The 23,071-nt window shown below is 68.4% G+C and carries 18 protein-coding genes; 11 read left to right on the top strand and 7 right to left on the bottom strand.

What is annotated here, in order from left to right; translation table 11 throughout:
- Positions 1-10 precede the first annotated feature (10 nt).
- Entirely contained in the window at positions 11-1,969 is a 1,959-nt protein-coding gene (gene tkt / locus MZV50_RS00895; protein ID WP_252632514.1) for a transketolase, read from the bottom strand.
- A 188-nt stretch (positions 1,970-2,157) separates the two neighbouring features.
- Here tkt and MZV50_RS00890 point away from each other — a divergent pair, with 188 nt between their 5' ends.
- Together MZV50_RS00890 and MZV50_RS00885 are read left to right on the top strand one after the other, a co-directional pair.
- Positions 2,158-4,197, top strand: coding sequence for an NAD(+) synthase (locus MZV50_RS00890; protein WP_252632512.1), 2,040 nt, complete (start codon positions 2,158-2,160; stop codon positions 4,195-4,197).
- Between the two features lie 91 nt (positions 4,198-4,288).
- A complete protein-coding gene (locus MZV50_RS00885) occupies positions 4,289-5,599 on the top strand; it encodes a mannose-1-phosphate guanylyltransferase (protein WP_252632510.1) in 1,311 nt (436 codons plus the stop codon).
- Between the two features lie 30 nt (positions 5,600-5,629).
- On the opposite strand, the gene MZV50_RS00880 is transcribed toward MZV50_RS00885, so the two are convergent.
- Entirely contained in the window at positions 5,630-6,796 is a 1,167-nt protein-coding gene (locus tag MZV50_RS00880) for an AGE family epimerase/isomerase (protein WP_252632508.1), read from the bottom strand.
- A 98-nt stretch (positions 6,797-6,894) separates the two neighbouring features.
- Between MZV50_RS00880 and MZV50_RS00875 the strand changes: the two genes are divergently transcribed.
- The 4 genes from MZV50_RS00875 to MZV50_RS00860 all read left to right on the top strand — a co-directional run bounded on the left by MZV50_RS00875 (position 6,895) and on the right by MZV50_RS00860 (position 9,430).
- On the top strand, positions 6,895-7,440 hold the full coding sequence (locus tag MZV50_RS00875; protein ID WP_252632507.1) for a D-glycero-alpha-D-manno-heptose-1,7-bisphosphate 7-phosphatase: 546 nt from the start codon (positions 6,895-6,897) through the stop codon (positions 7,438-7,440).
- A gap of 11 nt (positions 7,441-7,451) precedes the next feature.
- Positions 7,452-8,333: a dTDP-4-dehydrorhamnose reductase gene (rfbD, locus tag MZV50_RS00870; RefSeq protein ID WP_252632505.1), complete on the top strand. Its 882-nt coding sequence runs from the start codon at positions 7,452-7,454 to the stop codon at positions 8,331-8,333.
- 71 nt (positions 8,334-8,404) lie between these two features.
- The gene (gene fsa, locus MZV50_RS00865) at positions 8,405-9,058 is read left to right on the top strand and encodes a fructose-6-phosphate aldolase (protein WP_252632503.1); all 654 of its coding nucleotides are present in this window, start codon (positions 8,405-8,407) and stop codon (positions 9,056-9,058) included.
- Positions 9,059-9,196: 138 nt separating this feature from the next.
- Positions 9,197-9,430, top strand: coding sequence for a hypothetical protein (locus MZV50_RS00860; RefSeq protein ID WP_252632502.1), 234 nt, complete (start codon positions 9,197-9,199; stop codon positions 9,428-9,430).
- On the opposite strand, the gene MZV50_RS00855 is transcribed toward MZV50_RS00860, so the two are convergent.
- Positions 9,427-9,657, bottom strand: coding sequence for a hypothetical protein (locus tag MZV50_RS00855; RefSeq protein WP_252632501.1), 231 nt, complete (start codon positions 9,655-9,657; stop codon positions 9,427-9,429). The genes MZV50_RS00860 and MZV50_RS00855 overlap by 4 nt on opposite strands.
- Positions 9,654-10,088 carry a MarR family winged helix-turn-helix transcriptional regulator gene (locus tag MZV50_RS00850; RefSeq protein WP_252632499.1) on the bottom strand — a complete coding sequence of 145 codons (435 nt, stop codon included), beginning with the start codon at positions 10,086-10,088 and terminating at the stop codon, positions 9,654-9,656. The genes MZV50_RS00855 and MZV50_RS00850 overlap by 4 nt, the downstream gene beginning before the upstream one ends.
- A gap of 138 nt (positions 10,089-10,226) precedes the next feature.
- Between MZV50_RS00850 and MZV50_RS00845 the strand changes: the two genes are divergently transcribed.
- Positions 10,227-11,621 carry a pyridoxal-phosphate dependent enzyme gene (locus tag MZV50_RS00845; RefSeq protein WP_252632497.1) on the top strand — a complete coding sequence of 465 codons (1,395 nt, stop codon included), beginning with the start codon at positions 10,227-10,229 and terminating at the stop codon, positions 11,619-11,621.
- Positions 11,622-11,629: 8 nt separating this feature from the next.
- The gene (locus MZV50_RS00840; protein ID WP_252632495.1) at positions 11,630-12,805 is read left to right on the top strand and encodes a trans-sulfuration enzyme family protein; all 1,176 of its coding nucleotides are present in this window, start codon (positions 11,630-11,632) and stop codon (positions 12,803-12,805) included.
- Here MZV50_RS00840 and MZV50_RS00835 read toward each other — a convergent pair.
- A complete protein-coding gene (locus tag MZV50_RS00835) occupies positions 12,732-13,724 on the bottom strand; it encodes a mechanosensitive ion channel family protein (protein WP_252632494.1) in 993 nt (330 codons plus the stop codon). The two genes, MZV50_RS00840 and MZV50_RS00835, sit on opposite strands and share 74 nt — an antisense overlap.
- Before the next feature lie 142 nt (positions 13,725-13,866).
- On the opposite strand from MZV50_RS00835, the gene MZV50_RS00830 reads away from it, so the two are divergent.
- Positions 13,867-15,027: a DegT/DnrJ/EryC1/StrS family aminotransferase gene (locus MZV50_RS00830; RefSeq protein ID WP_252632493.1), complete on the top strand. Its 1,161-nt coding sequence runs from the start codon at positions 13,867-13,869 to the stop codon at positions 15,025-15,027.
- Between the two features lie 126 nt (positions 15,028-15,153).
- On the top strand, positions 15,154-16,377 hold the full coding sequence (locus MZV50_RS00825) for a multidrug effflux MFS transporter (protein ID WP_436792236.1): 1,224 nt from the start codon (positions 15,154-15,156) through the stop codon (positions 16,375-16,377).
- Here MZV50_RS00825 and MZV50_RS00820 read toward each other — a convergent pair.
- Positions 16,374-17,999, bottom strand: coding sequence for a cisplatin damage response ATP-dependent DNA ligase (locus MZV50_RS00820; protein WP_252632490.1), 1,626 nt, complete (start codon positions 17,997-17,999; stop codon positions 16,374-16,376). The two genes, MZV50_RS00825 and MZV50_RS00820, sit on opposite strands and share 4 nt — an antisense overlap.
- Before the next feature lie 119 nt (positions 18,000-18,118).
- Between MZV50_RS00820 and MZV50_RS00815 the strand changes: the two genes are divergently transcribed.
- Entirely contained in the window at positions 18,119-18,550 is a 432-nt protein-coding gene (locus tag MZV50_RS00815) for a PaaI family thioesterase (protein WP_252632489.1), read from the top strand.
- Here the strand turns inward: MZV50_RS00815 and gltB are convergent.
- Positions 18,547-23,070, bottom strand: a complete 4,524-nt coding sequence (gene gltB / locus MZV50_RS00810; RefSeq protein ID WP_252632487.1) for a glutamate synthase large subunit — start codon at positions 23,068-23,070, stop codon at positions 18,547-18,549. The two genes, MZV50_RS00815 and gltB, sit on opposite strands and share 4 nt — an antisense overlap.
- Position 23,071: the final 1 nt, after the last annotated feature.

Here is a 23,071-nt window from a genome sequence, read left to right as displayed (position 1 = left end):
CCCGACGGATCTATTGAGCCGCTTCGGCGACGGCTTCGGCGGTGATGCCGAACTTCTGGTACAGCACCTCGAACGGGGCCGAGGCGCCGAAGCTCTTCATGCCGACGAACTTGCCGGTCTCGCCGATGAAGCGCTCCCAGCCCATGCGGATGCCGGCTTCCACGGCGACCCGGACGGGCGCCGTGCCGATGACCGAAGCCTGATAGGCGGCGTCCTGCTTGGCGAACAGCTCCCAGCACGGGGTCGAGACGACCCGGGTCGGCTTGCCCTTGGCCTGCAGGAGATCGCGGGCGGCGACGGCGACGCCCACTTCTGTGCCCGAGGCGAAGATCGTCACTTCGGCCTCGCCGCCCTCGGCGGCCAGCAGTTCGTAGGCGCCCTTGGCCGAGAGATCGCCGCCTTGCGTGCGGACGTGCGGGGTCTTCTGGCGCGACAGGGTCATGACCGACGGGGTGCGGGCCTGCTGCAGGGCGACCTTCCAGCACTCGGCGGCTTCCACCGCGTCGGCCGGACGGAAAACCAGGAGGTTCGGGATGGCGCGCAGGGACGCGACCTGTTCCACCGGCTGGTGGGTCGGACCGTCCTCGCCCAGGCCGATGGAGTCGTGGGTCATCACGTGGATGACGCGGGCTTCCATCAGGGCGCCCAGGCGGATCGCGGCGCGGCTGTAGTCGGCGAAGGCCAGGAAGGTGCCCGAATACGGGATCACGCCGCCGTGCAGCGACATGCCGTTCATGGCCGCGGCCATGCCGAACTCGCGCACGCCGTAGTGGACGTAGCGGCCGGTGTAGTCCGGCAAGTCGAACGCGCCCATGCCCTTGACCAGGGTGTTGTTCGAGCCGGTCAGGTCGGCCGAGCCGCCGATCATCTCGGGGATCGCCGGGATCAGGTGATCCAGGGCCGCGCCGGAGTGGACGCGGGTGGCGTTGACCGGCTTGGTCTCCAGGGCCTTGGCGATGTGGGCGTCGACGGCCTCGAAGGCGTTGGCCGGAAGTTCGCCCTTCATCGCGCGGGTGAAGTCGCTGGCGTGGATGGACGCCCCGAGCTTGGCTTCCCAGGCCTTGCGGACCTTGGCGCCGCGGCGGCCGACGCTCTTCCAGGCCTTGGCGATGTCGTCGGGCACGGTGAACGGCGCGGCGTCCCAGCCCATGGCCTCGCGAGCGGCTTTGATCTGGTCGTCGAACAGGGTGTAGCCGTGGCTGTGGGGGTCGCCTTCCTTGGGGCCCGCGCCCTTCGAGATCAGCGTCTTGCACGCGATCATGGTCGGGCGGTCCTGCTTGGTGGCCCAGCGCAGGGCGGCGGCGATCTTGCCGTGGTCGTGGCCGTCGACGACCTTCACGGCCCAGCCGGCGGCCTTGAAGCGGGCGACCTGATCGCCGGTCTCGGAGATCGTCGCCTCGCCGTCGATGGTGGTGTTGTTGTCGTCGAACAGCACCGTCAGCTTCTTCAGGCGCAGGCGGCCGGCGATGCTGATGGCCTCGTGGCTGACGCCTTCCATCAGGCAGCCGTCGCCGGCGATCACCCAGGTGCGGTGGTCGACCAGGTCATGGCCGAAGCGGCCGGCCAGATGGGCCTCGGCCATGGCCATGCCGACGGCGGTGGCCAAACCCTGGCCCAGCGGACCGGTCGTGGTCTCGACGCCGGGGGTGTGGTGGACTTCCGGGTGGCCGGGGGTCAGCGACCCCCACTGACGGAAGTTCTCGATCTCCTTCATCGTCACGGCCTTGAAGCCGGTCAGGTGAAGCAGGGAGTAGAGCAGCATCGAGCCGTGGCCGGCCGACAGCACGAAGCGGTCGCGGTCGGCCCAGTCGGGCTTGGAGGCGTCGAACTTCAGGAACTTGCCCCACAGGACGGTCGCCACGTCGGCCATGCCCATCGGCATGCCTTGGTGTCCGGACTTGGCCTTGTGCACGGCGTCCATGGAAAGGACGCGGATCGCGTCGGCCATCTTGATGGGCGAAACGGGCATGTTGGCTTCCGTCTTGTCTTTGTTTTGCAGGGCTGCGCGAGGGGGCAGGTCGCATGGGAACCCCCGAGGGTCAACCCGCGCGGGCGTCCTGGCGACGTATCGAGGACGCTATGCAACACCGTCCGCAGGCGTTATAGCTGGAGACCGACTTATGCTCATTTGCAGCATAACCCTGAAAGGCCGGTTCCTTGGGTAGTCCGTCGTTCTTCTCGCCCTATCGCCATGGCTTCGTCCGCGTGGCGACGGCGGTTCCGAAGGTGAAACTGGCCGATCCGGCCGCCAACGCCCGGAGCGTCCTGGCCCTGGCGCGCGAGGCGCACGAGGCCGGCGTGGCGGTCATCGTGTTCCCGGAGCTGGGCCTGACCGGCTACACGATCGACGATCTGCTGCAGCAGGAAGCGCTGCTGGACGCCGCCGAGGCCGCGATCGCGACCCTGGCGACCGAGAGCAAGGCGCTGGCGCCGCTGATCGTGGTCGGCGCCCCGCTGCGGGATGGTGGCCGGCTCTACAACACCGCAGTGGCCATCCAGGGCGGCCAGGTTCTGGGCGTGGTCCCCAAGAGCTTCCTGCCCAACTATCGCGAGTTCTACGAACGCCGCTGGTTCACGCCGGGCGCGGGCGTCACGGGCAAGACCCTGACCCTGGCCGGCCAGGCCGTTCCGTTCGGGACCGACATCCTGCTTCGGGCCGACGGCCCGACACCGTTCACGATCGGCGTCGAGATCTGCGAGGACGTCTGGACGCCGACCCCGCCCAGCACGGCCCAGGCTCTGGCAGGGGCCGAAATCCTGCTGAATCTCTCGGCCAGCAACATCACCATCGGCAAGTCCGAAACCCGCCGCCTGCTTTGCGCCAGCCAGTCGTCGCGGATGATCGCGGCCTATGTCTATTCGGCCGCCGGGGCCGGCGAGAGTTCGACGGACCTGGCCTGGGACGGCCATGTCGACATCCACGAGATGGGCGCCCTGCTGGCCGAGACCGCGCGGTTCTCGACCGGTCCGGCCTGGACCTTCGCCGACGTCGATGTCGAGCGGATCCGCCAGGAGCGCATGCGGGTCGGCAGCTTCGGCGACGCCATGGCCCTGGCGCCGGCCAAGGTCCCGTTCCGCATCGTGCCGTTCGTGTTCGACGCGCCGAAGGGCGACCTGGCCCTGGCGCGCGCGATCGAGCGCTTCCCGTTCACGCCGTCCGACCCGGCCAAGCTGCGCGAGAACTGCTACGAGGCCTACAACATCCAGGTCCAGGGCCTGGCTCGGCGGCTCGAGGCCTCCGGGCTGAAGAAGCTGGTGATCGGCGTCTCCGGCGGCCTGGACTCGACCCAGGCGCTGCTGGTGGCGGCCAAGGCCGTCGACCAGCTGGGCCTGCCGCGCGCCAACATCCTGGCCTACACCCTGCCGGGCTTCGCCACCTCGGACCGCACGAAGTCGAACGCCTGGGCGCTGATGCGGGCGATCGGCGTCACCGCCGCCGAGCTCGACATCCGGCCGGCCGCGACCCAGATGCTAAAGGATCTCGACCACCCGTTCGGGCGGGGCGAGCCGGTCTATGACGTGACCTTCGAGAACGTGCAGGCGGGCCTGCGCACCGACTACCTGTTCCGCCTGGCCAACCACAACGCGGCCCTGGTCGTCGGCACCGGCGACCTGTCGGAGCTTGCCCTGGGCTGGTGCACCTATGGCGTCGGCGACCACATGAGCCACTACAACCCCAACTGCGGGGCGGCCAAGACGCTGATCCAGCACCTGATCCGCTTCGTGGCCCATTCGGGCGATGTCGACGCGGCGACCACCGCCCTGCTGGACGACATCCTGGCCACCGAGATCTCGCCGGAGCTGGTGCCGGGCGAAGTCACCCAGGCGACCGAGAGCTTCGTCGGGCCCTACGCCCTGCAGGACTTCAACCTCTACTATCTGACCCGCTACGGCATGGCGCCGTCCAAGATCGCCTTCCTGGCCTGGAGCGCCTGGCATGACGCGGACAAGGGCGGCTGGCCGGCGGGCCTGCCCGCGAACGACCGCCGCGCCTACGACCTGGCCGAGATCAAGCGCTGGCTGGAGCTTTTCCTGAAACGGTTCTTCGCCAACCAGTTCAAGCGATCGGCCGTGCCGAACGGGCCCAAGATTTCGTCCGGCGGCGCCCTGTCTCCGCGCGGCGACTGGCGGATGCCTTCCGACGTCACGGCGGATGCCTGGTTGGCCGAGCTGCACGCCAATACGCCAAACGGGTGAAAACTCTTCGTTCCTCGGGACTTTCCCTTTAAGCACTCTTCGCAATGACTCCCTATCAAGGGGGCAAGACTGAAGAGTGTGGGGACATATCTTGGCTTCGATCTATCCGGTGATCCTGTGCGGTGGCTCAGGCACGCGTCTCTGGCCGGCTTCGCGCAGCGACCAGCCCAAGCAATTCCTGAAGCTGGTCGGCGAACGCTCGTCGTTCCAGGAGACCGTGCTGCGGGTGAAGGACATTCCCGGCGTGGCCGAGATCGTCATCGTCACCGGCCAGGCCATGGTCGATTTCGTCGCCCAGCAGACCGCCGAGATCGACACCTGGGTGACCATCCTGGTCGAGCCCGAGGCGCGTGACAGCGCCCCGGCCGTGGCTGTGGCGGCCGCCTATGTCGAAAACCAGGATCCGGAAGGCGTCGTGCTGATGCTGGCCGCCGATCACCACATCGCCCAGCCGGAGATCTTCGGCGAGGCCGCGGTCACCGCCGCCAAGGCCGCCGAGAGCGACCTGATCGTCACCTTCGGCGTGCAGCCCACCGTGCCGGCCACCGGCTTCGGCTACATCCGCCCGGGCGACGCGCTGCTGGATGGCTCGGTGCGATCGGTCGCCGCCTTCGTCGAGAAGCCCGACCAGGCGACCGCCGAGCGCTATCTGCTGGAAGGCTATCTCTGGAACAGCGGCAACTTCGCGTTCAAGGCCGCGACCCTGATGGGCGAGTTCGAGGCGTTCGAGCCGACCGTCGCCGCCGCCGCCAAGGCGACGATCGCGGTGCTGGAATTGGAAGCCGGCATCGGTCGCCTGGATCGCGACACCTTCGCCCAGGCCAAGAAGATCTCCCTGGACTACGCGATCATGGAGCACACCACGAAAGCCGCGGTCGTCCCCGCCGCCTTCGCCTGGTCCGACCTGGGCGCGTGGGACGCCATCTGGGAAGCCTCGATCCGCGACGACGACGGCAACGCCCAGGACGGCGATGTCGACCTGCATGGCGCCTCGGGCGTCCTGGTCCGCACGACCGGTCCCTATGTCGGGGTGATCGGCGTTAGCGACATCGTGGTGGTGGCCGAGCCGGACGCGGTGCTGGTCTGCCACCGCAAGGACAGCCAGGCCGTGAAGGTCCTGGTCGATGGCCTGAAGGCCAAGGGCCGCTCGATCGCCTCGCGCAAGAGCGCTCAGCCGAACGGGATCGAGACCCTGGTCACGACCGACGGCTTCGATGTCGAGCTGCGCCGCGCCCCGGCCGGCGAGACCTTCGCCCTGCCGGCCTCGACCGTGCAGCTGCTGGAAGGCGTGCTGGAGATGGACGGCGACGTCTACGCCGCCGGCGCCATCATCCCGCTGGAGGCCGAGGTCCGGGCCCGGGCCATCGGCGCGGCGACCCTGCTGGTCACGAAGGCGCGCTAGCTTTCGCCGGCGCGCATTCCATCAAACCGTTCACGCCTTGGCGGGATGCGCGCTGACCGCCCGGTCGAACTCCACGATCGCGCAGAGGATGTGGTAGAACGAGCTGGCCGGCGCCGGCTCGTCGATGAAGTCGCCGTCGGGCCGCATCTTGTCGCGCCAGACGCCCGGAACCGGGGTCCGCAGATAGGCCATCAGGCCCTCCGCGCCGGCCGCCGCCATCGCCCAATACTTGTCCTCGCCGGTGATCTCGGCGGCCAGGACCGCGGCCTTGATCCGTTCGGTCTGCGGCCACAGGCGGGCGTTGGCGTCGTCGATCGAGAAGTCGTCGAGCAGGGCGTTGATCGCCACGCCGTTCTCCAGATTGATCCCGTGGGTCTCGCCCGCCTCGATCATCCGCAAGGCGGCGGCCGTGGCGTCGGCGCGGCCGGCGAGCTTGCCCCAGCGCAGCAGCAGCCAGCCCCATTCGAACTGATGCCCCGGCTCGCAGATCCGGCCTTCGCGCCCGGAGGCGGGATTCCAGTCCAGGTCGAAGAACTCGCGCAGCATGCCGCTCTCGGCCTGGATGAACTTCGCCAAGGTCAGCTCGGCGATCTCGTCGGCCAGGGCGCGCCAGACCGGATCGGCGTCGATCTCGGACCAGGCCAGGCAGGCCTCCAGCAGGTGCATGTGCTCGTTGGAGCCCTGCGGCGGGCTGGGCGGATCGGTCAGGTAGAAGCCGCCTTGGGGATGCTTGCGCGTGGCGATCAGCTTGCCGCGGACCTCGGTCGCCAGGGCGCGCATCGCGTCCGCGCGCTCCGGCGCGACCCGCGCCACGGCGGCGGCGGCGAACATCGCGAAGGCCTGGTCGTAGAGGGCGGCCGAGTCGTCCAGGCTGGCGCCGTCAGGTCCGACCAGGGCGCGGAACAGACCGTCCGGGCGACGATAGTTCGACAGATAGAAGGACAGGCCGTGCTCGACGGCCTTCCGCCAGGGGCCGCTCCAGCCCAGATCGCCGGCGACAGAATACGAATAAATCTGGCGCGGCAGGACCCGGCCCCGACGTGGGCCCTGGACCGGATCGCCCTCCAGCGAGAGCTTCTCGAAGAAGCCGCCGGCCGGATCGGCGCCCTTGTCCCACCACAGCGGATAGGCGGCCTCGGTCGCCCAGGTCTTGAGGCGGTCGCGCAGGCGGGCGGCGTCGGCGAAGGCGTTGGTCATCGAAGGCTCCCAGAAGCGCCTCCTTCTAGAGCGTATCGTGTGTCCAGGCCAAGATGTCGCTCTGGCGATTCGGCGCCGCCCGGAGTAGTGCTCAAGTCATGATCGACACGTCCGTTGCTTCGCCCTTGAAGGCCGTGTTCCTGGACCGGGACGGCGTCCTGAACATAGACCATGGCTATGTTTTCGATCCGGCCCGGCTGGAGTGGATCGACGGCGCTCGCGAGGCGGTGGCGGCGATGACCAAGGCGGGACTGAAGGTCCTGGTCGTCACCAACCAGTCGGGGATTGGCCGCGGCTATTTCGACGAGGCGGCGATGGACCGGTTCCACGACGCCATGCAAGACCAGCTGGCCGAGCTGGGAGGGCAGATCAACGCCTTCTACTACTCGCCCTTCCATGAGACGGCGATCGTCGAGGCCTATCGCGTCGCCGACCACCCCGATCGCAAGCCCAATCCCGGCATGGTCCTGCGCGGCCTGGCCGAATGGAACCTCAAGCCCGAGGAAGCGGTGATCATCGGCGACCGCCACATCGACGTGGAGGCCGGCAACCGCGCCGGCATGCCAGGCTATCTGTTCAAGGGCGGCAACCTGCGGGCCTTCGTCGCCCAGGTGCTGGGTGATCGCGTCCCGGCCCTCAAGTGAAGATGGGCTGAATGAGGATCCTGCAGTTCGGCAGGACCGGCCAGGTCGCCACCGCCGTCCAGGCCAGCGCCCAAGGGCGCGCCGAGGTGATGGCTCTCTCCCGCGCCGACTGCGACCTGCAAGATCCCGAGGCGATCCGCGCCGCGATCCTGGCCGCCGACTGCGACCTGGTTCTCAACACCGCCGCCTTCACCCAGGTCGACCCGGCCGAGGCGCGGCCGGACGAGGCCTTCGCCGTCAATGCGATCGCGCCGGGCGAGATGGCGAAAACCTGCGCCGAGCGCGACTTGCCGTTCGTGCATCTGTCGACCGACGCGGTGTTCGACGGCCTGACCGACCGGCCCTATGTCGAGACCGACACGGCCCGACCGATCAATGTCTATGGCCGCTCGAAGCTGGCCGGCGAGCAGGCCGTACTGGCTCATCCGCGCACGGCGGTCCTGCGAATCTCGTGGGTCTTCTCCCGCTACGGCCGCAACTATGTGAGCTTCATGCTGCACCTGGCCCGCGAGCGCGAGGTGCTGAAGGTGGTGGCCGACCAGTTCGGATCGCCGACCGACGGCGAGGCCCTGGCCGCGTTCCTGGTCGCGACCGCGCCGCGCTGGGCCGCCGCGCCCACCGGCGATCCCGTGTTCGGCCTGTTCCACTTCGCCAACGCCGGCGAGACCAGCCGCTTCGACTTCGCCAAGGCCGCGATCGACCGCGATCCGCTGACCCGGGCGAGGGTCGAACCTACCACACAGGCGGCGTTCGCCGAGCCCGCGCCGCGTCCGCCCCGCTCTCCCCTCGACACGGGCAAGCTTCAGCGGGCGTTCGGTTTCATGCCCGAGCCTTGGCGCACGGCGGTCGAACGCACGGCCGATCAGCTCGTGGCGACTGGATTTCAGGCCTAAATGCTGGCGCGGCCGGGCCCGGCGGGATAAACCCAGGCCCAACTTTTCCAGAAAATCCAGCGCGAGCGACCATGCAGATCTTCCTCGACAGCACCGACACCAAGGTCATCGCCGACCTGGCCACGACCGGCCTGATCGACGGCGTCACGACCAACCCGACCCTGATCGCCAAGTCGGGCCGTCCGATGCTGGAAGTGATCGCCGAGATCTGCGACATCGTCCCCGGTCCGATCAGCGCCGAGGTTGCCGCCACCACGGCCGACGCCATGATCGCCGAAGGCAAGAAGCTGGCCGCCATCGCCCCGAACGTGGTGGTGAAGATCCCGCTGACCCGTGACGGCCTGATCGCCTGCGCCGCCTTCGCCGACGAAGAGATCAAGACCAACGTCACCCTGTGCTTCTCGCCGACCCAGGCGCTGCTGGCCGCCAAGGCCGGCGCGACCTTCGTCTCGCCGTTCATCGGCCGCCTGGATGACTACGGCTTCGACGGCATGGACCTGATCCGCGACATCCGGACGATCTACGACAACTACGGCTACGAGACCGAGATCCTGGCGGCCTCGGTGCGCAACGCCGCCCACGTCAAGGAAGCCGCCATCGTCGGCGCTGATGTCGTCACCATCCCGCCGGCCGTGTTCAGCGACCTCTACAAGCACCCGCTGACCGACAAGGGCCTGGAACAGTTCCTGAAGGACTGGGCCTCGACCGGCCAGTCCATCCTCTAGGCATCCGCTGCTCCCGGGCGGGCCATGGCTCGCCCGGGAGCCGAACAAGTGATCACAGTTTATTTCGCAGTGGCGAAGCTGGTTCGCAAATGCGAGTTCATGCGTTAAGGCTTGGTCCGTCCACAGAGGGCCACGCTCATGGTTCCCACTGCCGCCGAAACCGAAGTCCGCTTGGCCGGCCCCGAAGAGGCCGACCGCTTTTCGCGATTCCTCCACGGATTCCTTTCGGCCAACGGCTTCCCCTTCGTGATTATCCACGACACGCCCGAGCTGCTGGGTCAGCTGCGCCGGGTGGTGTTCGAGGACGTGTGCCTGTCGAAGAAGTTCGCCACGGAGTGGCTAAACCAGCGGGGCACACTCGGTACGGCCTAGAGGCGGGCCAGCACCTCCGGGTGGTCCTTCCACGCGGGCATTTTCGACATGTAGGCGATGGTTTCCTGCTCGGCCTGGGCGCGCGGGCTGCCGCGCCGCTCCTGCCATTGCACCATCCGCTCGAAGCGGGTGGGGAAGTCCTGCAGTACGCCAGCCTCGTCGACGCAGTGCTGGCAGTAGGAACCGGTCTCGATCGGCATGCCGCAGCTTTCGCAGTTGTGGCTCATGGGCGGGTTCCTTTCAGGTGGGCGACGAAGGCCCGGAAGTGATCGATGAGGGCCTGGCGCTGTTCCGGTGCGAGGCCCGCGCCGGCGGCGGCCAGGATGTCGAGGTCCAGCACGTTCCGGCTTTCCAGCAGGGCGGCCTGGCCGGTGTCGGTCAGCCAGATCAGGCTGCGGCGGGCGTCGGCCGGATCACGGTCGCGGGTCAGCAGGCCCTTGTCGACCAGGTGATCGACCATCTCGGTCAGGGTGCTGGGGGCACGGTCGAGGCAGCGGGAGAGTTCGCCGGCGGTCAGCGGACCGGCCGCGGCCAGATGGTCCAGCAGAGTCGTGGTCTCGGGCGACAGCCGCTCGCGCTTGTCGCGTACGCGCCTGACCGCGGCCCGGTAGGTCGCCCGGAACAGGTCTTCGAATTCGGCGGCAAAGGCGTCGGTCATGAAGCGACGCTATGAGCAGGCCGATCCTTCGTAAATCCCGAACGATCCATCCAAGATAAGCGCGCCAACGGCCTTTCTTTCTTGCGCGAACCGTACCTACCTAGGTGAAATCGTTTCACCCGGCGGCGGAGCTGCGCCATGAACGACCTCAAATCCGGACTTCCCGGCATTGCCGGTTCCGCACTCGACCTGATCGGCCGCACCCCGATGGTAGAGGTGAAGAATCTCGACACCGGCCTCTGCCGGCTCTTCCTCAAGCTAGAAAACCAGAACCCCGGCGGCTCGATCAAGGATCGGGTGGCCCGCGCGATGATCGAGGCGGCCGAGGCCGACGGTCGCCTCAAGCCCGGCGGCACGATCATCGAGGCGACAGCGGGCAATACGGGCCTTGGCCTGGCCCAGGTCGCCACGCTGAAGGGCTACAAGCTGATCCTGATCGTCCCCGACAAGATGGCGCGGGAGAAGATCCTGCACCTGCGGGCCATGGGCGTGGACGTGCGCCTGACCCGCAGCGACGTCGGCAAGGGTCATCCCGAATACTACCAGGACATGGCCCAGAGTCTGGCCCAGTCGATCCCCGGCGCGCTGTACGCCAACCAGTTCGAGAACCCGGCCAACCCCCTGGCCCACGAAACGACGACCGGCCCCGAGCTGCTGGCCCAGATGAACGGCGACATCGACGCCATCGTCGTCGGCGTTGGTTCGGGCGGCACCCTCACCGGCGTCGGCCGCTACATGAAGGCGAACTCCTCCAAGACGAAGATGGTGCTGGCCGATCCCGAAGGCTCGATCCTGCGCGACTATGTCGAGACCAGGACCTTCGGCGAGGCGGGCAGCTGGATCGTCGAGGGCATCGGCGAGGACTTCATTCCCGCTAACGCCCAGATGGACCTGGTGTCCAAGGCCTATTCGATCAGCGATCGCGAGAGCGTCGGCACGGCTCGCGAGCTGCTGCGCAAGGAGGGCATCCTGGCCGGCTCGTCCTCGGGCTGCCTGCTGGCGGCGGCGCTGCGCTATTGCCGCGAGCAGACCGCGCCACGGCGGGTGGTGACCTTGGTCTGCGACACGGGCTCGAAGTACCTGACCAAGATGTTCAACGACCTGTGGCTGGCCGCGCACGGCTTCGACGGGCGCGAGATGCACGGGGACCTGCGCGACCTGATCGCCAAGCGCTACGCCGAGGGCGGGGTCATCGCCATCGGCCCCGAGGACACCCTGCTGACCGCCTACAACCGCATGCGCTCGTCCGACATCAGCCAGCTGCCGGTCGTCGACCATGGCCGGCTGGTCGGCATCCTCGACGAGAGCGACATCCTGGCCGCGGTCGAGGACGATGATCGCGACCTGAAGTTCAAGACGCCGGTCGCCCAGGCCATGACCCGCGACGTCAAGACCCTGCAGGCCCACCAATCGGTCGACGACCTGCCCGAGGTGTTCGATCGCGACGAGGTGGCCCTTGTTGTCGACGGCGAGGAGTTCCTAGGTGTGATCACCCGGGTTGATCTGATCAACCACCTGCGCCTCAGCGCTTAAGGAGCCGCATGACCGACACCCCCGGCAAGAACCGCCTGGACTTCGCCACGCGGACCATCCACGGCGGCCAGTATCCCGACCCGACCACGGGCGCGGTGATGGTCCCGATCTACGCCACCTCGACCTATGCCCAGGCCAGCCCTGGCGAGCACAAGGGCTTCGAGTACAGCCGCAGCCACAACCCGACCCGCTTCGCCTTCGAGCGCTGCATCGCCGACCTGGAGAGCGGGACGGCGGGCTTCGCCTTCGCCTCGGGCCTGGCGGCGGCCTCGACGATCCTGGAGACCCTGGACAGCGGCGCGCACGTGATCGCCAGCGACGATCTCTATGGCGGGTCGTTCCGGTTGTTCGACAAGGTGCGCAAGCGCTCGGCGGGGCTGACCTTCAGCTTCGTCGACATGGCCGATCTTTCGGCCGTCGAGGCGGCCATCACCCCGGCGACGCGGATGATCTGGGTGGAGACGCCGACGAACCCGATGCTGCGGCTGGCGGATCTGGCGGCCATCGCCGCCCTGGCCAAGGCGCGCGGCCTGATCACCGTCGCCGATAACACCTTCGCCAGCCCCTATATCCAGCGGCCGCTGGAGCTGGGCTTCGACGTCGTCATGCACTCGGCCACCAAGTACCTGAACGGCCACTCCGACGTGGTCGCCGGCGTGGCGGTGGTCGGCGACAACGCCGCCCTCGCCGAGCAGATGAAGTTCCTGCAGAACGCCGTCGGCGGGGTGCTGGGGCCGTTCGACAGCTTCCTGGCGCTGCGCGGGGTCAAGACCCTGGCCCTGCGCATGCAGCGCGCCTGCGAAAGCGCCCTGGAGATCGCCCGCTGGCTGGAAAGGCATCCGGCCATCGAGCGCATCATCTATCCAGGCTTGGAGAGCCATCCCCAGCACGATCTGGCCAAGCGCCAGATGGTCGGCGGCTTCGGCGGCATCATTTCGGCCGACGTGAAGGGCGGTCTGGCGCCCGCCCGCAAGATGCTGGAACGCACGCGCCTGTTCACGCTGGCCGAGAGCTTGGGTGGGGTCGAGAGCCTGATCGAGCATCCGGCGATCATGACCCACGCCTCGATCCCCGCCGATCAGCGCGCGGCTTTGGGGATTTCGGACGGCCTCATCCGGCTTTCGGTGGGGATTGAGTCTTGCCGGGACCTGATTTCCGACCTCGACGCGGCTTTATCAGGCTGAGCAGATGATGGTGCTCGCCCTCGCCCGGCATGGCCGGCGAGGGGTCCTTGGCCTTGGTCGGGCGCGGCGGCGGCAGGTCGTCCCGCGCCGGATCCTCGGCCAGCAGATGCGCCGACAGCATCAGGTCGGTCTTCACCGGTCCGAAATCGGCCGCCGCCACCCAGACGCGGATCGCGGCCTGGGCGAAGACTTCCGACAGGTCGGTGACCTCGATCATCGGAGCCGGATCCTTGCGGATGCGCGGGTCGTTCTCGGCCCGCTCGCGCAGGCGCTTCAGCGCCGCCACCAGGTCGGTCTTCAACGGGACCTTGAACAGCACGTCCACGCGCCGGTTGCGGTGGGACGAGTAGTTCAGGATCACGTCCCCGAACACCTTGCTGTTGGGGATCATCACCTTGACGTTGTCGGGGGTGGCGATCTCGGTGAACAGAAGGTCCAGCGACTTGACGGTGCCCTGGCGGGTCGCGGTCTCGATGACGTCACCGACCTTGTAGGGCCTGAACAGCAGGATCATCACGCCGGCCGCCACGTTCGAGAGCGCGCCTTGCAGGGCCAGGCCGATGGCCAGAGAGGCCGCGCCCAGCACCGCGATGATCGAGGTGGCCTGCACGCCCAAGGTCTGCAGCACCGCCACGAGGCCGACGGCGACCACGGCGTAGCGGGCCAAGGAGGCGGCGAAGCTCTCCAGGGTCGGATCGGGATTGCTGCGGTGGACGCGGCTGAGCGTCCGGCGCATGAACCGCGCGGCCCAGCCGGCGACCCAGAAGGTCACCGCCAAGGTCAAGGCCGCGACCACCAGGTTCACCGCCAGGCCGCCCAGCCAATCCAGAAAGTGTCCGAGCATGGTCTCGTCGGCCTTCATGTTCGCGAGCGACGGCAGCGACGTATCCGCCGGGATGACACTGGGTTTGGTCTGCATGGAACTCTCGTAGGCGCCCCCGCGCGCTTCGGTCAACGGCAAGGCCGAGCCGTGGTTCCGCTTGACCTCGCTTGAAGCGGGAAACAGTCGGTTACATCAATTGGCTCGAATTCGTCATGAACCGCGCATAAGAGGCCGCGCCATGAGCATGCCCTTCATCGACCTCGCCGCGCAGCAGCGCCGGATCCGCGACAAGATCGACGCCGCCATCGCCAAGGTGCTGGACAGCGGCGCCTATGTCATGGGTCCGCAGGTGCGCGAGTTCGAGGCCAAGCTCGCCGAATTCGGCCAGGCCAAGCTGGCCTTATCCTGCGCCAACGGCACCGACGCCATCGTCCTGCCGCTGATGGCCTGGGGCGTGCGCCGGGGCGACGCGGTGTTCTGCCCGTCCTTCACCTTCGCCGCGACGCCGGAAGTCGTGCCGTGGGTCGACGCGACGCCGGTGTTCGTCGACGTCCTGCCGGACACCTTCAACCTGGATCCCGCCAAGCTGGACGCCGCCATCGCCGCGGTGAAGGCCGAGGGCCGCCTGACACCGAAGGTGGTCATCGCCGTCGACCTGTTCGGCCAGCCCGCCGACTATCCGGCCATCAAGGCGATCTGCGACCGCGAGGGCCTGAAGCTGATTTCCGACAGCGCCCAGGGCTTCGGCTGCACGCTGGATGGCAAGCACCCGCTGCATTGGGCGGACGTGGCCACCACCAGCTTCTTCCCGGCCAAGCCGCTGGGCTGCTACGGCGACGGCGGGGCGGTGCTGACCAACGACGCCACGCTGTGGGACCTGATGGACAGCTACCGCGTCCACGGCAAGGCGGTCGGTCCGGACCTGGCGGGCAAGACCTTCGACCACGACCCCAAGTACCTGAACACCCGCATCGGCATGAACTCGCGCCTCGACACCATCCAGGCGGCGATCCTGATCGAGAAGCTGGCGCTCTTCGCCGAGGAGATCGAACTGCGTCAGGTCGTGGCGAACCGCTACGCCGAGGGGCTGAAGGGCGCGGTGATCGCGACCCCGGCCGTGATCGACGGCGGCGTCTCGGTCTGGGCCCAGTACGTGATCGAGCACGAGAACCGCGACGGCCTGGCCGCCCACCTGAAGACGCAGGGCATTCCGACGGCGGTCTACTACCCCGTCCCCATGCACCTGCAGGCGCCCTACGCCCACTTCCCGCGCGGCGCGGGCGGCCTGCCGGTCACCGAAGCCAAGGCCGAGACGGTGCTGGCCCTGCCGATGCACCCCTATCTGGGCGAGGCCGACCAGCAGAAGATCATCGAGGCGATCCGGGCCTTCAACGGCTGACCGCGGCTTTTATGGGTGGCGTCGCCGGCGCCAACCCCTATATCGCGCGGGACACGTCTCGTGGCTGGGGCGTCAGTCCACGCGAGAAGATTCATGTCCGATACCAAGCCATCGCCGCATCCCGGCATGGGCTTTGGCCAGTTCGTCGCCCTGATCGCGGCGATGATGGCGACCAACGCCCTAGCCATCGACTCCATGCTGCCAGCCCTGCCCCACATCGGCGAAGCGCTGGGCGTGCACGATCCCAATGCGCGCCAGTGGGTGATCACCTCGTACTTGCTGGGCTTCGGCGTGGCCCAGCTGGCCTATGGCTCGCTGGCCGACCGTTATGGCCGCAAGCCGGTGCTGATGGTGGGCTTGGCGCTGTACACCGTCTTCGCCGCCCTCTGCGCCTTCTCGACCTCGTTCGAGATGCTGCTGGTCGCCCGGTTCCTGACCGGCCTGGGCGCGGCCTCGACGCGGGTGCTGTCGGTGTCGATCGTCCGCGACTGCTATGCCGGCCGCCAGATGGCGCGGGTGATGTCGCTGGCCTTCATCGTCTTCCTGGCCACGCCGATCATCGCTCCCTCGCTGGGCATGGCGATCATGCTGTTCGCGTCCTGGCGCTGGATCTTCGGGATCCTGTCGATCTTCGGCCTGATCGTCATGGCCTGGGCGGCGATCAAGCTGCCCGAGACCCAGCACCCGGAAGACCGCATTCCGATCTCGGTCGCCGGGGTCAGCTCGGCCTTCAAGACCGCCCTGACCGACCGCATCGCCATGGGCTACACCCTGGCCGCCGCCCTGGTGCTGTCGGGCCTGTTTGGCTTCCTGAACTCGGCCCAGCAGGTGTTCGCCGAGGTGCTGCACGCCGGCGACATCTTCCCGCTGGTCTTCGCCGGCATCGCCGGAACCATGGCCGTCTCGTCTCTGCTCAACTCGCGGATCGTCGAGAAGCTGGGCATGCGCAAGGTCTCGCACTGGGCCCTGATCGGCTTCATCGCCTTCGCCGGCGTCCACGCAGTGGTGGCCAAGACCGGACATGAAACCCTGCTGACCTTCGCCCTGCTGCAGGCCGGCATGATGTTCTGCTTCGGCCTCGTGATGTCGAACTTCGGGGCCATCGCCATGGAGCCGCTGGGCCACGTGGCCGGCGCGGCCGCCTCGATCCAGGGCTTCATCACCACGATCGGCGGGGCGGTGTTCGGCTTCTTTATCGGCCAGCTCTACGACGGCACGACCATTCCCCTGACCCTGGGCTTCCTCGGTTTCGGCCTGGCGGGCCTGTTGACGGTGCTGGCGACCGAGAAGGGCAAGCTGTTCCAGACCGGCGCCGGGACGACGGCCTCGGCCGGAGCCGCCGCCCACTAGTCCAGCATCGCCTCCAGGGTCGCCAGTTCGTCGGCCTCTCTGGAGGGCTTGTCCCAGCGGATGCGGTTGATGCGCGGGAAGCGCATGGCGACGCCGGACTTGTGCCGGGTCGAGCGCTGCAAGCCCTCGAACGCGACCTCGAACACCAGGCCGAACTCCAGGTCGGCCCGCACCGAGCGCACCGGGCCGAAGCGCTCGATCGTGTGGTCGCGGACGAACTTGTCGATCTGCTTCAGCTCCTCGTCGGTGAAGCCGAAATAGGCCTTCCCCACCGGGGTCAGGGCGCGCCGGCCCTCCTCGTCCTCGCGCCAGACGCCGAAGGTGTAGTCGGAATAGAAGCTGGACCGCTTGCCGTGGCCGCGCTGGGCGTACATCAGAACCGCGTCGATCAGGTGCGGATCGCGTTTCCATTTGAACCACGGGCCCTTGGGGCGGCCCGGCTCGTAGACGCTGTCGCGGCGCTTCAGCATCAGGCCTTCCGACAGCCGCGCGTCACCCTCGGGCGGGTCCAGGCGCAGGGCGGCCAGCTCTTCCCAGGTCGAAAAAGGCTGCAGTGGAGAGAGGTCGATGCGGGCGGTCTTCAGTCGCGCCACGAACGCCTCCAGCCGCGCGCGCCGCGCGACGAACGGCAAGGACCGAACGTCCTCCTCGCCGTCCAGCATCAGGTCGTAGGCGCGGATGCCGGCCGGAAAATTGGCCAGCTGCTTGCCGTCGACCGTCTTGCGGTTCAGCCGCTGCTGCAGGTCGCCGAACGGGGCCAGGGCGCCGTCGCGCAGGACCAAGAGCTCGCCGTCGATCGCGCCCTCGAAGTCCAGCGCCTCGACCACATCCGGGAAGGCGGCCGAGATGTCGTCGCCGGTGCGGGTGTAGAGCCGCCTCTGGCCGCGCTCGCTGACCGCCTGGACGCGGATGCCGTCCCACTTCCACTCGGCGATGTAGTCGACCGGATCCAGCTTGGCGAAGTCGACGGCCTCGTCGATCGGCTGGGCCAGCATCACCGGCCGGAAGCGGCCCGGGGCGTCGGGCGAAGGGCGCTCGGACCGGCCCTCCAGCCAGGCGAAGAGATCGCCATAGGGCGGCTCCATCGCATGCCAGACCTCCTCGATCTCGCCGATCTCGACCCCGCCGAAATTGGCGCAGGCCTGCTTGGCCAGCCGTGAGGACACGCCCACCCGCAGGCCGCCGGTCATCAGCTTCAAGAGCGCCCAGCGGCCGTCGGGATCCAGGGCGTCCAGCCAGCCCTCGATCAGCCGCGGGACCTCGGTGCGCGAGGCCGAGTGCAGGGCCTCGATCACCTCGGACAGCTCGGGCGGGCGGTTGGCGCCAGGCCATTTTCTGGAAGAGGGGGCCGGCCAGACCAGGGCGACGGTCTCGGCCAGGTCGCCGACATAGTCGTAGGACCAGGCGAACAGCTGGGCGTCCATCCGCGCCTCGACCGCCTTGCGGATGAAGGCCGGCTTGGCGGCGTTGAACGACAGCGCCCCGGTCAGGGCCGCCAGGGCGTAGCCCCGGTCGGGGTCCGGCGTCTGGCGCAGGTGGTCCTCGATCAGGGTCAGCTTGGCGTTGCGCGAGCTGGTCAGGGACAGCCGATCCAGCAGGTGGGCGAAGGCGCGCATGGACATGGAATGTCGGACGGCCCCGTTTCGTTCAGCCGACGCCATCACGCGACGCGCGGAGCCCTCGCGCAAGGGGGAGATCGATGCTAGATTAAAACAACTGTTTGAAATCAGGCGATGCGGTCATGGACAATATCCCCGAGGGCTTCTTGCCGCACACGCGCAGGAGCCCGGTCACCGAGCCGTGGGAGCCTCTCTACGCCCGCGCGGCGTCGGATCGGCTGGTGCTGGGCGTCCGGGTGCGATCCGAGCACTGCAATTCCCGCGGCATGCCGCACGGCGGGTTCCTCGCGACCCTGGCCGACAACGCCATGGGCCTGTCGCTGGGCGTCAACCTCGCGGCCACGGATCAGGCGACCGCGGGCCTCGTCACCGTATCCCTGACTCTGGACTATCTGGGCTCGGCGAAGCTGGGCCAATGGCTCGCGTTCGACACCGACTTCGTCAAGCTGGGCCGCTCGATCTGCTTCGCGGAGGCGACGGTGCGCGCGGACGGGGTTCCCGTCGCGCGCGCCCGTGCGACCTTCAAGCTGCTCGAAGCCCGAGCCGCCGCCTAAGCCCGTTCGTGCACGGCCTCTTCCGCCGCCAGCGGCTGGGGCAGACGGCCGATCATCTCCTTCGGGCAGACCTGCCAGAACTGATCCCGCACGCGGTCCCAGTCGCGCAGCAGGGTCGCGGCGAACACCGAGTCCGTCTCGCGGGCGTGCTCGGCGATCAGCGAGCGCAGGACGCCTTCCCAATAGGGCGAGGCCAGGCGCTGCACGACGATGCTCTCGGGGTTGATATTGGCTTCGAACCGCTCGTGCTGGTCCAGCACGAAGGCCATGCCGCCGGTCATGCCGGCCCCGAAGTTGCTGCCCGTCGGACCCAGGATCACCACCTGGCCGCCGGTCATGTACTCGCAGCCGTTGGCGCCGCAGCCCTCGACCACCGTGGTGGCGCCCGAGTTGCGGACGGCGAAGCGCTCGCCCGCCTGGCCCGCCGCGAACAGCCGGCCCGAAGTGGCGCCGAACAGCACGGTGTTGCCGATCAGGGCGTTGGTCTCCGGCGCCGCCAGGCCGCGCGCCGGCTTGATGACGATCGTCGCGCCCGACAGGCCCTTGCCGACATAGTCGTTGGCTTCGCCGGTCAGCTCGATGCGCAGGCCCTGGACCGCGAAGGCGCCCAGGCTCTGGCCGGCCGAGCCCTTGAGCTGGACGGTGAGGTGGCCGGCGGGCAGGCCCTTCATGCCGAACTTGCGGACGATGTGGCTGGATGTGCGGGTGCCGATGGTTCGGGCGGTGCTGCGGACCGTGTAGGTCAGCTGCATCTTCTCGCCCCGCTCCAGCAGCGGAGCGGCGTCGCGGACGATCTGGGCGTCCAGCGTGTCCGGCACCGCGTTGCGGCCGACGACCGTGTTGTACGGCTTGTTCGCGCCCGGATCGGCGCGGACCAGCAGCGGGTTCAGGTCGAGGTCGTCCAGGTGCTCGCCGCCGCGGCTGACCTGGGCCAGCAGGTCGGTGCGACCGACGATCTCCTGCAGGCTCTTGAAGCCCAGGCCCGCCAGGATCTCGCGCACCTCTTCGGCGATGAACGTGAAGAGGTTGATGACCTTGTCCGGCGTGCCCGTGAACTTGGCGCGCAGGGCCTCGTCCTGGGTGCAGACGCCGACCGGGCAGGTGTTGGAGTGGCACTGGCGGACCATGATGCAGCCCATCGCCACCAGCGAGGCGGTGCCGATGCCGAACTCCTCGGCGCCCATCATGGCGGCAATGACGATGTCGCGGCCCGTGCGCATGCCGCCGTCGGCCCGCAGGACGACGGAGTGGCGCAGGTTGTTCAGGGTCAGCACCTGGTTGGCTTCCGAGAGGCCCATCTCCCACGGACCGCCGGCGTACTTCACCGAGGTCTGGGGCGAGGCGCCCGTGCCGCCGACGCCGCCGGCGACCAGGATCACGTCCGCCTTGGCCTTGGCCACGCCAGCGGCGATGGCGCCGATGCCGGTGGCCGCGACCAGCTTGACCGTGACGCGCGCGACCGGGTTGATCTGCTTCAGGTCATAGATGAGCTGGGCCAGATCCTCGATCGAGTAGATGTCGTGGTGCGGCGGCGGGCTGATCAGCATCACGCCCGGCGTCGCGTGACGCAGGCGGGCGATCATCTCCGTGACCTTGAAGCCGGGCAGCTGGCCGCCCTCGCCGGGCTTGGCGCCCTGGGCGACCTTGATCTCCAGCTCGACGCACTGGTTCAGATACTCGGCGGTGACGCCGAAGCGCCCCGAGGCCACCTGCTTGATGGCGCTGTTGGGGTTGTCGCCGTTGGGCAGCGGCTTGTAGCGCGCGCTGTCCTCGCCGCCCTCGCCCGAGACCGACTTGGCCCCGATGCGGTTCATGGCGATGTTCAGCGCGCCGTGGGCCTCGGGGCCCAGGGCCCCCAGGCTCATGCCAGGCGTCACGAAGCGCTTACGGATCTCGTTGACGCTCTCGACGTCGTCGGTCGAGATCGGGTTGCGGTCCGAGCGCCAGTCCAGGAGGTCGCGCAGCTGGATCGGCTTCTGGGTGCGCAGGCCGTTGGACCAGCGGCGATAGAGTTCGAAGTCGCCGGTGTCGCAGGCCGTCTGCAGGGTGTGGATCAGACGGGCCTCGAAGGCGTGGGCCTCGCCCGAACGACGCGCCTTGTACAGGCCGCCGACCGGCAGGGTCACCGCCGTCAGCCCCCAGGCCTTGCGGTGCAGCTCGACCGTCTTGCTCTCGATGCCGGCCAGGCCGATGCCCGAGATGCGCGAGGGCATGCCGGGGAAGAACTCGGCGGCCAGGGCGCGCGATAGGCCGACGGCTTCGAAGTTATAGCCGCCGCGGTACGAGCTGATGACGCTGATGCCCATCTTGGAGATGATCTTCAGCAGGCCGCCCTCGATGGCGCCCTTGAAGTTCAGGCACACGTCGCGCAGCGTCCGGTCGCCGGCCAGGCCGCGCTCCAGGCGATCCTGGAAGCTCTCCTGGGCCAGGTAGGCGTTGACCGCCGTGGCGCCGACGCCGACCAGCACCGCGAAATAGTGCGTGTCCAGGCACTCGGCCGAGCGGACGACGATCGAGACGTACGAGCGCAGGCCCTTGGCGACCAGGTGGGCGTGGACGCCGCCGGTGGCGAGGATCATCGGCAGGCCGACGCGGCTTTCGTCGCTGGCCTCGTCGGTCAGGACGATGGCGCCGCAGCCGCGCAGCACCGCATCCTCGGCCTCGGCGCGGATGCGGTCGAGATTGGCGCGCAGGGCGTCGCCGGCCCGAGCCTCGGGCGCGGGAAGCGGCATGGTGCAGTCGATGACCGCGACGTTCTTCTCGCCCAGCAGCTCGTGGATGCGGATGTACATGCCGGTGGTCAGCACCGGGCTCTCCAGCACGTAGACGTCGGCTTGCGCGGCGTCCTGGGCCAGGATGTTCCCCAGGTTCTTGAACCGGGTCTTCAGGCTCATGACGCCGGTCTCCCGCAGGGGGTCGATCGGCGGGTTGGTCACCTGGCTGAAGTTCTGGCGGAAGAAGTGGCTGAGCGGACGGTACTTCTCCGACAGCACGGCCAGCGGCGTGTCGTCGCCCATAGAGCCGACGGCTTCCTTGCCGTCCTCGACCATGGGGGCGAGGATCATCTCCAGGTCTTCCAGCGAATAGCCGGCGGCGGCCTGGCGACGGGTCAGTTCCTCGCGGCCGAACCGGCGCGGCTCGGGCCCGGGCGCAATCTCCTTCTCGAGATCGACCATGTTGCCCAGCCACTCCGTATAGGGGTGGCGACCGGCCAGCTCGTCGATGATCTCGTCCTCGCCGTAGAGGCGGCCCTCGGCCAGGTCGATGGCCAGCATGCGGCCCGGCGAGATCGCCAGCTTGCGGGTGATGCGGCTCTCGTCGACGCCGCACATGCCCGCTTCCGAGCCCATGATCACCAGGCCGTCGTCGGTGTAGGCCACGCGCAGCGGGCGCAGGCCCGAGCGGTCCTTGCCGGCCACGACCCAGCGGCCGTCGGTGGCGCACAGGGCGGCCGGACCGTCCCACGGCTCCATCACGGCGTTACAGTAGGAATAGAGCGCCTTGTGGGCGTCCTTCATCTTTGGATTGCTGGCTTCCGGCACCAGCAGGGCCTTGGCCATCGGCGCGTCACGACCGGCGCGAACCAGCACCTCGAAGGTGTTGTCCAGATTGGCGCTGTCCGAGGCGCCCGGCTGGATGACCGGCTTCACGTCGTCCCCGAACTCGCCGAAGGCCTGGGCGGCCATCTTGATCTCGTGGGACTTCATCCAGTTGATGTTGCCCTTGATCGTATTGATCTCGCCGTTGTGGGCCAGCATCCGGAAGGGCTGGGCCAGGCGCCACTGCGGGAAGGTGTTGGTCGAATAGCGCTGGTGGAAGATCGCCACGGCGGCGGTGAAGCGCTCGTCCTTCAGGTCGGGATAGAACTCGTCGATCGCCTCGGCCAGAAACATGCCCTTGTAGATCAGCGACTTGGCCGACAGCGAGCAGATGTAGAAGTCGGTGATGTTCTGGGCGTGGACGCGCTTTTCGATGCGCTTGCGGCACAGGAACAGGGCGCGCTCCAGCGCCTCGCCTTCCAGGCCGGCCGGACCGGCCAGCATGATCTGCTCGATTTCCGGACGGGTGGCGTTGGCCTTCTCGCCGATCACGGCGGTGTTCACCGGCACCTGGCGCCAGCCGTAGATGTAGAAGCCAAAGCGCAGGGCTTCCGCCTCGACGATCGTGCGGCAGGTTTCCTGGGCGCCCAGGTCGGTGCGCGGCAGGAAGACCTGGCCGACGGCGATCGGGCCCGAGCGCAGGGCGTGGCCGGTGCGGCGCACCTGGTCGACGAAGAAGTCCTGCGGAACGCTGACCAGCACGCCGGCGCCGTCGCCGGTCTTGCCGTCGGCGTCGACCGCGCCGCGGTGCCACAGGGCCTTCAGGGCCTTGATCGCCAGCTCGACGACCTCGCGGCGCGGCTGGCCGTCGATGGCGCAGACCAGGCCGACGCCGCACGCGTCGCGCTCGGTCGAGGGGTCGTAGGCGTGGCCGTCGATCAGCGCCTGGCGGTTCTTCAGATAGAGGTCCATCTCGCTCATG

This window comes from Caulobacter segnis, from assembly GCF_023935105.1.
Taxonomy (GTDB): Bacteria; Pseudomonadota; Alphaproteobacteria; order Caulobacterales; family Caulobacteraceae; genus Caulobacter; species Caulobacter segnis_B.
The sequence above is the reverse complement of the archived record's forward strand: the minus strand, read 5'-3'. Positions and strand labels throughout refer to the sequence as shown.